Annotated in this window: 12 protein-coding genes; 5 read left to right on the forward strand and 7 right to left on the reverse strand. The window is 58.4% G+C overall.

The annotated features are described in order from the left end of the window. Position 1 precedes the first annotated feature (1 nt). From hemF to BW956_RS19540, 6 genes are all read right to left on the reverse strand, one after another. A complete protein-coding gene (gene hemF, locus BW956_RS19515; protein ID WP_076465570.1) occupies positions 2 to 916 on the reverse strand; it encodes an oxygen-dependent coproporphyrinogen oxidase in 915 nt (304 codons plus the stop codon). Between the two features lie 32 nt (positions 917 to 948). Continuing rightward, positions 949 to 1,506, reverse strand: a complete 558-nt coding sequence (gene tsaC / locus BW956_RS19520; protein WP_076465572.1) for an L-threonylcarbamoyladenylate synthase type 1 TsaC — start codon at positions 1,504 to 1,506, stop codon at positions 949 to 951. A 75-nt stretch (positions 1,507 to 1,581) separates the two neighbouring features. Beyond that, positions 1,582 to 2,646 (reverse strand): 5-(carboxyamino)imidazole ribonucleotide synthase, encoded by a 1,065-nt coding sequence (gene purK, locus BW956_RS19525; RefSeq protein ID WP_076465574.1) that lies wholly within the window; start codon positions 2,644 to 2,646, stop codon positions 1,582 to 1,584. A gap of 5 nt (positions 2,647 to 2,651) precedes the next feature. Next, positions 2,652 to 3,140 (reverse strand): 5-(carboxyamino)imidazole ribonucleotide mutase, encoded by a 489-nt coding sequence (purE, locus tag BW956_RS19530; protein WP_076465576.1) that lies wholly within the window; start codon positions 3,138 to 3,140, stop codon positions 2,652 to 2,654. A 163-nt stretch (positions 3,141 to 3,303) separates the two neighbouring features. Beyond that, a complete protein-coding gene (gene dprA / locus BW956_RS19535; RefSeq protein WP_076465579.1) occupies positions 3,304 to 4,413 on the reverse strand; it encodes a DNA-processing protein DprA in 1,110 nt (369 codons plus the stop codon). A gap of 14 nt (positions 4,414 to 4,427) precedes the next feature. Continuing rightward, complete coding sequence (locus BW956_RS19540; RefSeq protein ID WP_010324456.1) at positions 4,428 to 5,450, reverse strand: LysM peptidoglycan-binding domain-containing protein; 1,023 nt, start codon at positions 5,448 to 5,450, stop codon at positions 4,428 to 4,430. 153 nt (positions 5,451 to 5,603) lie between these two features. Between BW956_RS19540 and def the strand changes: the two genes are divergently transcribed. From def to BW956_RS19565, 5 genes are read left to right on the forward strand one after another with little or no spacing between them, the layout of a single operon-like run. Next, positions 5,604 to 6,119, forward strand: a complete 516-nt coding sequence (gene def, locus BW956_RS19545; RefSeq protein ID WP_076465581.1) for a peptide deformylase — start codon at positions 5,604 to 5,606, stop codon at positions 6,117 to 6,119. 60 nt (positions 6,120 to 6,179) lie between these two features. Beyond that, positions 6,180 to 7,130 carry a methionyl-tRNA formyltransferase gene (fmt, locus tag BW956_RS19550; protein ID WP_076465584.1) on the forward strand — a complete coding sequence of 317 codons (951 nt, stop codon included), beginning with the start codon at positions 6,180 to 6,182 and terminating at the stop codon, positions 7,128 to 7,130. Further along, positions 7,123 to 8,451: a 16S rRNA (cytosine(967)-C(5))-methyltransferase RsmB gene (gene rsmB, locus BW956_RS19555; RefSeq protein ID WP_244894396.1), complete on the forward strand. Its 1,329-nt coding sequence runs from the start codon at positions 7,123 to 7,125 to the stop codon at positions 8,449 to 8,451. Before fmt ends, rsmB begins: the two co-directional genes overlap by 8 nt. Further along, positions 8,448 to 9,824: a Trk system potassium transporter TrkA gene (gene trkA / locus BW956_RS19560; protein ID WP_010324460.1), complete on the forward strand. Its 1,377-nt coding sequence runs from the start codon at positions 8,448 to 8,450 to the stop codon at positions 9,822 to 9,824. Before rsmB ends, trkA begins: the two co-directional genes overlap by 4 nt. A 10-nt stretch (positions 9,825 to 9,834) precedes the next feature. After that, the gene (locus tag BW956_RS19565) at positions 9,835 to 11,283 is read left to right on the forward strand and encodes a TrkH family potassium uptake protein (protein WP_076465587.1); all 1,449 of its coding nucleotides are present in this window, start codon (positions 9,835 to 9,837) and stop codon (positions 11,281 to 11,283) included. Here BW956_RS19565 and BW956_RS19570 read toward each other — a convergent pair whose 3' ends face one another. After that, positions 11,284 to 12,183 (reverse strand): lysophospholipid acyltransferase family protein, encoded by a 900-nt coding sequence (locus tag BW956_RS19570; RefSeq protein ID WP_083703164.1) that lies wholly within the window; start codon positions 12,181 to 12,183, stop codon positions 11,284 to 11,286. It lies immediately after the preceding gene. Positions 12,184 to 12,297 lie beyond the last annotated feature (114 nt).

Genomic DNA, 12,297 nt, shown 5'->3' on the forward strand with positions numbered 1-12,297 from the left:
CTCAAACCTCCAGCCAGTTGCGCGGCTGCAGGTAACGGTCATACAGCTTGGCTTCTTCCGTGCCGGGCTCCGGCTTCCAGTCATAGTCCCAGCGCACTTCCGGCGGCAGCGACATCAGGATGGATTCGGTGCGGCCACCGGACTGCAGACCAAACAGGGTGCCTCTGTCCCAGACCAGGTTGAACTCGACGTAACGTCCGCGACGGTGCAACTGGAAGTCACGCTGGCGTTCACCATAGGGCGTATCCTTGCGCTTCTCGATGATAGGCACGATAGCCGGTGCATAGGCATCACCAATGGATTGCATCAGGGCAAAGCTCTTGTCGAAGCCCAGTTCGTTCAGGTCATCAAAGAAGAGGCCACCAATACCGCGCGGTTCCTGACGATGTTTCAGGTAAAAATAGTCATCGCACCACTGTTTGAAACGCGGGTAAATATCGTCACCGAAGGGCGCACAGGCATCATGTGCCATCTGGTGCCAGTGGCGGCAGTCATCGTCGTTGCCGTAGTAGGGCGTCAGATCGAAACCGCCACCAAACCACCATACCGGCTCTTCACCTTCTTTCTCGGCAATGAAGAAGCGCACATTGGCATGCGAAGTCGGCACATAAGGGTTATGCGGGTGGATCACCAGGGATACACCCATGGCTTCAAAGCTGCGACCGGCCAGCTCGGGGCGGTGCGCCGTCGCCGAACCGGGCAGGGCTGAACCATGCACATGGGAGAAGTTGACGCCGCCTTTTTCGATGACAGCGCCCTGACCGATCACACGGGTGCGGCCGCCACCGCCTTCGGCGCGGTCCCAGCTGTCTTCCGTGAAGCGTGCTTCGCCATCGGCCTGTTCCAGGGCAGCGCAAATGCGGTCCTGCAGGTCCAGCAAATACGCTTTTACCTTGTGTACGTCAGGTGCCGACATGTGTCTCCTCCAAAATGGTTAGCGAACGCTCACTACGCCCGTATTGTTTGCATATCCTGAATGTTTCGAATCACTGTTGGCCTGCCAAGGCCACCCAGCTCGCCTGGCAATACAAAATCAAGGCTGGAGCCGAAGTAAGTACTGACTTTCAGTTTTGACCTTGCAGGCTCTGCAGCACTGCGATTGGCCGAGGTCGAAACGATGGGGCCACCGTATTCACGGCACAGCGCCTGAACCAGCGGATGCGCACTGACACGCACCGCCACCGGCGAATGGCAACCTTTAACCCAGCTCGGAATCATCTGCTTGGGATCCGGCAGCAACCAGGTGTTCGGGCCAGGCCAGGTGTCACGCAGGCACTGGCGCTGCTCTTCGTTCAGAGGGCTCAGCAGGGGTTCGATCTGGGATTCATCGGCCGCAACAAGTATCAGGCCCTTGTGCTCAGGGCGGCGCTTCAGCGCCAGCAATCGTTGCACGGCAGCCTGGTTGTAGGGGTCACAGCCCAGGCCCCAGACGGCTTCGGTGGGATAGGCGATCACGCCCCCGGAATTCAGACAGCGTACCGCTTCTTTCAGTTGCCAGTGATTCATGGATGTCACCGAGAATGAAAACAGAAGGGAAGCCGGGCCGTCAGGGGCGACGCCCGGCCAATATCAGGTCAGTTTTTAGCCCTGCAGCTGATCAATACTCCACTCAAAGACAATCTTGTCTTCGTCATCAACCAGCGCCTGCAGCGCCTTGAGGCTCTCGATCAGGGAAGCCTGGTCGGCACGGCAGATATTCACGTGTCCTACCTTGCGGCCCGGGCGGATCTCCTTGCCATACCAGTGGACATGAACGCCGGGGACCTGCAGCCACTCGGGTTTCCAGTTTCGTCCCAGCAGGTTATACATCACTGAAGCGCCATCAACCGGCGGAGTGATAAGCGGCAGATCTGCCAGCGCACGCAAGTGCAGCTGGAACTGGCTGATAGCCGAGCCTTCCTGAGTCCAGTGGCCAGAGTTGTGTACACGCGGCGCCAGCTCATTCACCAGCAGCTTGCCATCAACAACGAAGCACTCCATCGCCATCACGCCGATATAGTCTTCGTCGTCCATGATACGGCCGAGCCAGTCTTCCGCATCCTTCTGCTGCTGTGCGGGCACCTGCAGATTGGATACGCTGGCACGCAGAATACCGTTTTCATGCCAGTTGCGTGTCAGCGGGTAAAACACCTTTTCGCCAGCGGCGTTGCGTGCACCGACCAGGGATACCTCATGGCTGAACGGGATCATCGCTTCGGCGATGCATTCGCCGGCCCACTCGGCCTCCGGCTGGTCACCTTTCTGCCAGCGCCACTGGCCACGACCGTCATAACCGCCACGGCGGCGCTTGACGATCACCTTGTCTGCCACGGACTCCAGCTGCGCATTCAGGTCACCGGATTCCAGGCTTACCCAGGGCGAGGTTGGTACATCCAGTCGGTCCAGCAGTGCTTTCTGACGCTGGCGGTCGATCACCGCATGCAGGGCAGCGGCATTACGAAAATTGGGGTGCTGCTTCAGCTGCAGCCCGCTGACACTGTCAGACCAGTGTTCGATTTCAACGGTGATGACATCATCAGGGCGCAGGCCCAGCTCGATATCGGCATTGGGATCAACCGGCATCACCTCCAATTGCAGGGGTGCGCCAGCCTGCTGCAGCATCTGGCCCAGCTGGCCGTTACCGGCAACGACGATTCGTGGCAGCATCTGTATCAACCTCGCGGATCGGGATTATCAAGAACGGTCTGGGTCTGGGCCTGACGCCAGTCGGACAGGCGCCGGGCCAGCTCGGAGTCATCGGTTGCCAGCATCTGCGCAGCCAGCAGGCCTGCATTGAACGCACCGGCACCACCGATGGCCAGGGTACCGACAGGCACGCCACGCGGCATCTGCAGGATCGACAGCATGCTGTCCTGACCGCTCAGCGCCTTGCTCTGCACCGGCACACCCAGTACAGGTACCAGTGTCTTGGCCGCAATCATGCCCGGCAGGTGGGCCGCACCGCCGGCACCGGCGATAATGACCTTATAGCCGTTTTCAGCGGCCTGCTCGGCGAAGCGGAACATCTTGTCCGGCGTACGGTGCGCTGATACCACCTCGGCATCATATTCAACACCCAGTGTATCGAGAATTCCGGCCGCTTCTTCCATGGTAGGCCAATCCGAACGCGAACCCATCACGATCGCCACTTTTGCACTCATCGGTTACTCCCGTCATCACTCTGACCGCGCAGCAGGGCAGAGGCGCCGCTACCACTTCAGGGTCTGGCTTTCCGGCCTGGCCGGAAAAAAGGAAAGTCAGCGATTATAGCAAGCACTGGACGAAAATTCCCCACTCCAGTCCCTGCAGATGAACAGAAGGAGATCAGCCGCGAATGCGCTGTACACGGGCGCCGAGCAATTCTACCCAGCCTGACATTTCCAGGCGGATCAACTGCACCTGCAAGTCGGCTGATGAGAGGCCGCTATCCACGGCCAGCTGGTCGATCCACAGGGGTTCGAAGGGGATCAGTGCCAACAAGGGGTCATCAGGTACCGGTGGAGGTTCCTCGGTCTGAACAGACGGCGCGGAAGTATCCAGAGCTCCCAGCAGGGGGCCCAGATGTTCAATAATATGTTCGACCTGCTCTACCAGCACCGCACCCTCACGAATCAGGGCATGGCAACCACGGCTGAGCGGATTATTGACCGAACCGGGGATGGCAAAGACTTCGCGCCCCTGCTCCAGAGCCTGGCGCGCCGTAATCAGCGAGCCGCTGCGTGGCGCAGCCTCAACCACCAGCGTTCCCACCGACAGGCCGCTGATAATCCGGTTACGCCGGGGAAAACTGGCCGGGCGGGGCGGAGTGCCCGGCGGATACTCAGAGACAATCAGGCCGCCTGCATTCAGTATCTGCTGCGCCAGCCGCGCGTTGCGCCTTGGATAGACCTGGTCCAGTCCGGTGCCGACCACCGCCAGCGTTGGCTGTGCATGGTCAACACACCCGCGATGCACCTCCGCATCGATACCCAGAGCCAGCCCGCTGATCGGCATAATGCCAACCTGACTCAGGGCCGCGGCAAAATCATAAGCCAGGCGCAGGCCGGGGCGGCTGGCATTGCGACTGCCGACGATACCGAGCATGGGGCGCGCCAGAGCATCCAGATCACCCTGACACCAGAGTACCAGTGGCGGGTCCGGAATTTCGCGCAGCAGTGGCGAATAGAGGGGATGACTGGGCGTCAGTAAACTCCAGCCGTTATCATGGGCCTGCTGAACAAGGCTGTCGGCTCGTTGTTGAAGTTCGCCGCCGCGTTGAAAGTCATGGAGGGCATCGAGCGTCTGTCGACGCAGGCGCACATGCGCCGGAAGACCACATTCACCTCGCAGCAACTGTGGCAGGGAGACGCCTTCCTGGCTTAATCGGGTTGCTGTTGCCGGACCCAGGCCCGGCAACAGGCCGGCGGCGATCCATTCCCTTGGATCACCGTGCATTGCATTATCCTGTGTTAAGGCTGGTGCAGGCTGTCACCCACTGAAATAACGTTGGTGGCATCCATCACCAGACCGTAACTGACGCGTTCAAAGGTCTTGAACACCATCAGTTCACCGGCGTGCTCATCCGGCAACTTAACCATTTCACCGTTAACCGGGTCTTTTACCATCTCGCCTTTCTTGTAGATGGCAAACACGTGACCGGGCTCAACACCTTCCTGGTCACCGAAGCTCAGTGCTACCGCATCGAACTGACCGATCTTGGCCACGCCACCCAATACATCGATGATCAGCGCATCTTCAATGGCCGGACCCGGCTTCGGATAAAACACCGATTCAATGCGCGAGGTATCGTTGGGCAGCAGACGGTCGCGGGTACGTACTTCTTCGCGGGTTTTGGTCAGGTCAAGCGTCAGGATGTCGCCTTCTTCGGCTCTTACCAGTGCATCCGCTACTTTATAAAGTTCATAACCCAACAGCTCACCGGTCACCGGATGGGTGTACTGGCGTGCCGGACGGTACAGGCTCTGCTGATCGATATCCTCGTCGATACGCTGACCACGGGCATAGACACGATCACCGGCACCGGCAATGATGCTTTCATTACGGCCACCGATAACATACGGCGCAGTAATCAGGGTATCGTCCTGCACCACACGGTTTTCATTCAGGAAGCTGGAGATATCACGCAACGGAATCGCCGGTATCGGCTGTTCCAATTGCTGAACGCGTACCTGTGGCGACAGTTTGCGTACGCCACGACGCAGGCTCAAACGGGGTTGGCCGTCGACCCAGGTCAGGTAAATCACGTCACCAGGATAGATCAGGTGCGGGTTATCGATCTGCGGGTTGACGTTCCAGACTTCTGGCCAACGCCAGGGGCTGCGCAAAAAGCGGCCCGAAATATCCCACAGGGTATCGCCCTTAACCACTACGTACTCGGTCGGATGACCCTCCTGCAACTGCACACGATCCGCGTTGGCGGCACCGGCCCAGAGCAGACAGCCCCCGATCAAGCCATACAGCACTCCTCTCATCGCTCAACTCCCTTGTCTTGTTCCGGCCTTGGACCACCCGACCCTTAAGGTCCCCAAAGCAATGCATTAGGCACGTTATTCAGTATAATGAGGGTAGCTCATTTATTTTGCCACCAAATGGTCGGAATTTAACCTCCGAAAAAGCATATACCTATGGCCAAGCTCAATATTCTCGAATTCCCTGACCCGCGTCTAAGAACCATCGCTGAACCGGTGGAGCAAGTTGACGACGAAATCCGCAAAATCGTGGATGACATGTTCGAAACTATGTACGACGCGCCCGGAATTGGCCTGGCTGCGACCCAGGTAAACGTACACAAGCGCATCGTGACCATCGACATTTCCGAAGAGGGCAATGACCCCCTGGTCATGATCAACCCCGAATTTACCGTCCTTCAGGATGAACTCGAGGAAATGCAGGAAGGTTGCCTGTCGGTTCCCGGTTTTTATGAAGAGGTAAAGCGCCCCAATCGCATTTTGCTCAAGGCGCTGGATCGAGACGGCAACCCCTACGAACTGGAAGCCGAGGGCCTGCTGGCCGTTTGCATTCAGCACGAACTGGATCACCTCAACGGCAAGCTCTTTGTCGATTATCTGACCGCTCTCAAGCGCAACCGCATCCGCGGCAAGCTGGAGAAAAAGCACCGCCTGGAATCACAGCAGGCCTGAGCCGCTGGTCACTAGAACAGGTTTGCAGATGCAAACCTGTTTTTGTATGGAGCCTACCTGATGAGTCAGACCCCTCTGCGTATTATTTTTGCCGGCACACCCGATTTCGCAGCGTCCAGCCTGGCGGCTGTTCTGGCCAGCGAACATGACGTGGTGGCCGTGTATACCCAACCAGACCGGCCTGCCGGTCGTGGCCGCAAATTACGCCCCAGCCCGGTAAAGAGCCTGGCCCTGGAGCACGACATTCCGGTGTATCAGCCTTTATCGTTGAAAGATGAAACCGAACAGCAGACGCTGGCAAGCCTCAATGCCGATCTGATGATCGTGGTCGCCTATGGCCTGATTTTGCCACAGGCAGTGCTGGATACGCCGCGACTGGGCTGCATTAACGTGCATGCCTCACTGCTGCCACGCTGGCGGGGCGCTGCGCCCATTCACCGGTCACTGCTTGCGGGTGACACACAAACAGGCATCACCATAATGCAGATGGATGCGGGGCTTGATACCGGCGACATGCTGAGCAAAGCCGTTTGCGATATTGAAAGCAGCGATACCAGTGGCAGCCTGCATGACCGCCTGGCAGACCTCGGCGCTCAGACTTTGATCAGCACACTGGCACCACTGGCTGCAGGTGAACTGACCCCTGAAGTACAGGATGACAGCCAGGCAACCTATGCACACAAGCTGGAAAAGCGGGAAGGGCAGATCGACTGGACCCAGCCGGCCGCTGAAATTGCGCGTCGCATTCGTGGTTTCAACCCCTGGCCGGTGTGCTTCAGTGCACTTGAGGGCGATAACCTGCGCATCTGGGCCGGTCACGCTGATGAACAGCCTACTGATGCAGCTCCAGGTACCATTATGTCCGCCGATGCCGAGGGCATTCGCGTCGCAGCAGGCTCTGGCAGCGTTTATTTAACTGAACTACAGCTTCCCGGCGGCCGCCCGCAAACCGCCCGCAACCTATTGAATGCACACAGTGCCCGCCTGGCACCGGGAGTCACCCTTGGTTGAGTCAATCAATGTGCGTGCCCTGGCAGCTCAGGTGCTGGCACCTCTATTGCGCCAGCACGGCTCTCTGAGTACCCACCTACCGGCACACCTGGCGCACTGCCCTGAACGTGATCGCGCACTGCTGCAGCAACTTTGCTACGGCACCATGCGCGAACTGTTTCGCCTTGAGCAGCTTGCCAACCATTTTCTGCGCAAGCCCTTCAAACAGCAGGACCTGGATATCCATGCGCTGCTGCTGATCGGCCTTTGGCAGCTGCGTTCCAGCCGCATTCCGGCACATGCGACGCTGAACGAAACCGTTGATGCCTGTGCTGCACTGAACAAGCCCTGGGCGAGCAAGCTGCTCAACGCCATTCTGCGCCGCTACCAGCGCGAGCAGAAGCAGGCTGAAGAAGCACTGGCGCAAGATCCTGCCTTTCAGTGGAACCACCCTCAGTGGATGATCAGCAAACTGCAGCCCAACTGGCCGGAGCATTGGCAGAGCATCCTGCAGGCCAACGATCAGCAGGCGCCGATGACACTCCGCGTTAATAAGCGCTTACTTACTCGCGAAAAGGCTCTGCAAAAGCTGCAAGAGGCAGATATTCCCGCAGCGGCCTGCCAGTTCAGTGATGATGGTATTGGGCTGGACTCACCCTGTGATGTCAGCGCCTTGCCCGGTTTCGCCGAGGGGGAGTTGAGCGTTCAGGATGAAGCGGCGCAGTTGGCTGCCGGTCTTCTGGCTGCCGAAAACGGCCAGCGCGTCCTGGATGCCTGTGCAGCCCCGGGCGGCAAGCTTTGCCACCTGCTGGAGCAGAACACGCACTTGCAGGATGTCATTGCCGTCGAGCTGGAGCCGGAACGGGGACAGCGAATTCACGACAACCTGCACCGCCTGGGTCTGCAGCTGGGTTGCGAAGTGCTGACCGCTGATGCCAGCAGCCAGGATTGGTGGGATGGGCAACTGTTCGATCGTATCCTGATCGACGCGCCCTGCAGCGGAACGGGCGTGATTCGCCGTCATCCCGACATCAAGCTCTTGCGTCGCGGTGAAGATATCGCTGCACTGGCCAGCGTACAGCTCAGCATTCTCAATAACCTCTGGTCCATGCTGCAGCCGGGTGGACGCCTGGTGTACGCCACCTGTTCCATCTTTGGACAAGAGAATGAACGGGTGATTGAGCGCTTCATCAAGCAGCATCCCGACGCCATCCATCAGCCGATCGATGCCCCCTGGGGCGAAGCACGTCCCTTCGGCCGCCAGCTGTTCCCGCAGCCTGACGGCCATGATGGTTTCTACTATGCCGTACTGGACAAACAGGTAGACGACAAACTCGCATGAAGATCATTATCCTGGGCGCCGGCCAGGTCGGTGGCTCACTCGCCGAACACCTGGCCAACGAAGCCAACGACATCACTGTGATCGATACCAATGGCGCACGCCTGCGCGAACTGCAGGACCGCCTCGATATCCGCACGGTAGAAGGCAAAGCCTCCTACCCAAGTGCTCTGGATCAGGCTGGTGCCCAGGACGCCGACATGCTGATTGCTGTGACCAACAGCGATGAAGTCAACATGATCGCCTGTGAGGTGGCGCGCAGCCTGTTCAACATCCCCACCAAGATTGCCCGTGTACGAGAGCATGATTACCTGCAGCGGGATCATGCCATTTTCAGTGACAAGGGCATTCCGGTGGATGTTTTGATCAGCCCCGAGGAACTGGTAACTCAGCACATCAAGCGCATGATCCAGTACCCCGGTGCGCTGCAGGTGCTCGACTTTGCTTCCGGCCAGGCCCAGCTGGTGGCGGTAAAGGCCTACTATGGCGGACCGCTGGTCGGGCGCGAAATTTCTTTCCTGCGCTCTCACATGCCCAATATCGATACCCGCGTCGCGGCCATCTTCCGTCAGGATCATCCAATGATCCCGAAAGGGGATACGGTCATCGAAGCCGATGATGAAGTGTTCTTTATTGCCGCCCGACGCGATATCCGTGCCGTAATGAGCGAGCTGCGCCGTCTGGACCGTTCCTATAAACGCATCATCATTGCCGGTGGCGGTAATATCGGTGCACGGCTGGCAGGCTCCCTGGAGCGGGACTATCAGGTCAAATTGATTGAGCGGGATCTGACCCGCTGCAATCTGCTGGCACGGAACCTGAACAACACCATCGTACTGCATGGCAGCGCCTCCGACCGTGACCTGCTGGTCGAAGAGAACATCGAAGACACCGATGTGTTCTGTGCGCTGACCAACGACGATGAAGCCAACATCATGGCTTCCATGCTGGCCAAGCGTTTGGGCGCACGCACCGTGATGACCCTGATTAACAACCCGGCCTATGTTGACCTGGTGCAGGGCGGGGTGATCGACATCGCCATTTCACCGCAGCAGACCACAATTGGCGCACTGCTGACCCATGTACGCCGAGGCGATGTGGCGGCGGTGCACTCGTTGCGTCGCGGTGCTGCCGAAGCGCTGGAAGCCGTGGCACATGGTGACAAGCGCAGCTCACGCGTGGTTGGCCGTGCCATTGAAGAGATTGATCTGCCGCCCGGAACCACCATCGGCGCAATCATTCGCGGCAGCGAAGTACTCATCGCACACGATGATCTTGTTATTGAAAACGACGACCATGTAATCCTGTTCCTGGTAGACAAGCGCCGCATTGCCGAGGTCGAGCGCCTGTTCCAGGTGGGTCTGACTTTCTTCTGAGGCTCTGTCGATGCACTTTCAAGTGATTCTGCGCATTCTGGGTATTCTGCTGATGATCTTCAGCATTACCCAGCTGCCGCCGCTACTGGTCTCTGCCTACTACCAGGACAACACCCACTGGGCCTTTATTACCGCCTTCATCATCACGCTGACTACCGGCTTTATTATCTGGGTACCGGTGTACGCCGTGCGTCAGGAGCTGAGTATTCGCGACGGTTTTCTTGTCACGGTGCTGTTCTGGACGGTACTGGGGGTGTTCGGTTCGTTGCCGTTGATGCTATCGGAACAGCCCGGACTCAGCGGCGTCGATGCCGTTTTCGAGTCCATATCCGGCCTGACGACGACCGGGGCAACGGTCATGACAGGGCTGGACCAGCTGCCGCACTCCATTCTCTACTACCGCCAGCAGCTCCAGTGGCTGGGCGGTATGGGTATCATCGTACTGGCCGTGGCTATTCTGCCCATGCTCGGTATCGGGGGGATGCAGCTGTATCGTGCTGAAGCGCCTGGGCCGGTGAAGGACAACAAGCTGACGCCACGCATCACGGAAACGGCCAAGGCACTCTGGTATATCTACCTGTCCCTGACCATCGCCTGTGCCGCCGCATACTGGCTGGCGGGCATGACGCCCTTTGACGCTATTGGTCACAGCTTCTCGACGGTCGCCATCGGCGGGTTTTCTACCCATGACGCCAGCATCGGCTACTTCAATAACCCCACCATCGAGATGATCGCCATCTTCTTCATGGTGATTGCCGGCATCAACTTTGGCCTGCACTTTTTTGCCTGGCGTCATCACACGCTGCTGCACTATCTGCAGGATCCGGAGGTACGTTTTTACCTGTCGCTGCTGGGCCTGATCACGCTGTTGACGCTGTTCGTACTGGTGATCACCGAAACCTATCCAGCCGTTGAGTCGCTGCGCAAGGCTGCCTTTATGGTGGTATCGGTTGCTACGACCACCGGCTTTGCCACCGCAGACTTCGCCCACTGGCCCGCCATGCTGCCCTTTATGCTTTTTGTACTGGCCTTTGTCGGCGGTTGTGCCAGCTCCACGGCGGGTGGCATGAAAGCGATCCGCATCCTGTTGATCCTGAAGCAGGGCTACCGCGAGATTCTGCGCCTGATTCACCCCAACGCGGTGATCCCGGTCAAACTGGGGCAGCGACCCATTTCAGACCGAATTCTGCAGGCGGTCTGGGGCTTCTTCTCGGTCTATCTGATCGTATTTGTGGTGATGCTGTTGGCGTTGCTGGCCACGGGTCTGGATCAGGTCACGGCCTGGTCAGCGATCGGTGCCACATTGAACAACCTGGGCCCGGGCCTGGGAGATGTCTCGGCGCATTTCGGCGGCCTCAATGAGACCGCCAAATGGATTCTGTGCTTTGCCATGTTGCTGGGGCGATTGGAGGTGTTCACCATGCTGGTCCTGTTCACCCCCGCCTTCTGGCGCCGCTGATTACTTATAGAAGCGCGGCTCATCTTTACTGGGGCGAGTATTGAAACGGCGGTACTCCCACTGGTACTGCTCCGGAAAGTCTCGCACACAGGCTTCCATCGAGCGGTTCATGGCAGCAGCGGATAGTGCCAGATCCTTGCTGTTGATGTCCCCTTCCGCTTCACGAAAGTAGAGATCAAACCCCTCTGCATCCGGCAGGCGCTTGCTGTACGCACAGAGCACTGTAGCGCCGGTTTGTGCCGCCAGTTGCGGTACCAGCTTCATGGTAAGGGCATCGATGCCAAAGAAGGGCGCATGAATACCGCCCTTACGGTCAGGCTCCTGGTCCGGCAGTATGCCCACCATTTCACCTTTCTTCAGTGCCTTCATCACCATACGAACCCCGCGACTGTCGGCTGGAGCCATCCGTGTTCCCAGGCGGGCACGCATCTTCTTGATCAGATCATCCATCAGTTTGAGGCGAGGGGGCTTGTACATCGCCGTAAACGGGTAGTGGTTAGCCAGGTAGAGATTGATCAGCTCCCAGTTACCCAAATGAGGAGCGATCAGAATAACGCCTTTGCCTCGTGCCTGGGCTTCCTGCAGTAACTCTTCCTTATGGATATTGCGTACCTTCTTCAAGGTTCGCTTCGATGACCAGAACCAGGCCATTCCCATTTCACACATGACACTGCCGGTATGCTCCAGACTTTCCTTCATCAGTTTCTCCCGCTCTGCCTGCGGCAATTCCGGAAAGCACACATCGATATTGCGTCGTGTCTGACGCACCATCTGTGAACGCTCCCCCTTGTTCCAAAGGCGACGTCCCACCCAGCGACCCAAAGCCTGAGCTGCGCCCAGGGGCAATAATGACAACAGCCCCAGCAGCATAACCGCCAACAGCGATTTAATCAGTTTCACAGCCAAGCTCCCTTCATTTACGCGTATGACTCAGGATTATAGTCAGTGCCGACACGGCGGTTAAGAGGGGAGGCTTTCACGCCAGATTTTCCCCTGAGGGTCAAGCTTTACCCC

The organism is Marinobacterium stanieri (genome assembly GCF_900155945.1).
GTDB lineage: Bacteria > Pseudomonadota > Gammaproteobacteria > Pseudomonadales > Balneatricaceae > Marinobacterium > Marinobacterium stanieri.